This is a genomic window from Pseudoalteromonas sp. MER144-MNA-CIBAN-0113 (assembly GCF_040308965.1).
GTDB classification, from domain to species: Bacteria; Pseudomonadota; Gammaproteobacteria; order Enterobacterales; family Alteromonadaceae; genus Pseudoalteromonas; species Pseudoalteromonas tetraodonis.
In genome coordinates, this window is sequence record NZ_JBEOOG010000460.1 from 1 (window position 1) to 254 (window position 254).

Below are 254 nucleotides of genomic sequence, written 5' to 3' on the forward strand. Positions count from 1 at the left end.
GAAAGAAGTTCACGAACTTCCATTTCTACTAGCTCAAGTAGCTCTTCATCATCAACCATGTCACATTTGTTCATGAACACAACGATGTAAGGAACACCAACTTGGCGAGAAAGTAGGATGTGCTCACGAGTTTGTGGCATAGGGCCATCAGTCGCAGCTACTACTAAGATAGCGCCATCCATTTGAGCAGCACCAGTGATCATGTTTTTAACATAATCGGCGTGACCAGGACAATCTACGTGTGCGTAGTGACG

1 protein-coding gene is annotated in these 254 nt (G+C 45.3%); it reads right to left on the bottom strand.

Annotation, left to right across the window (positions count from 1 at the left end):
* Window positions 1–254 (bottom strand): GTP-binding protein (locus tag AAEY57_RS21445; RefSeq protein ID WP_350608723.1); only part of this gene is annotated, 254 nt, incomplete at both ends.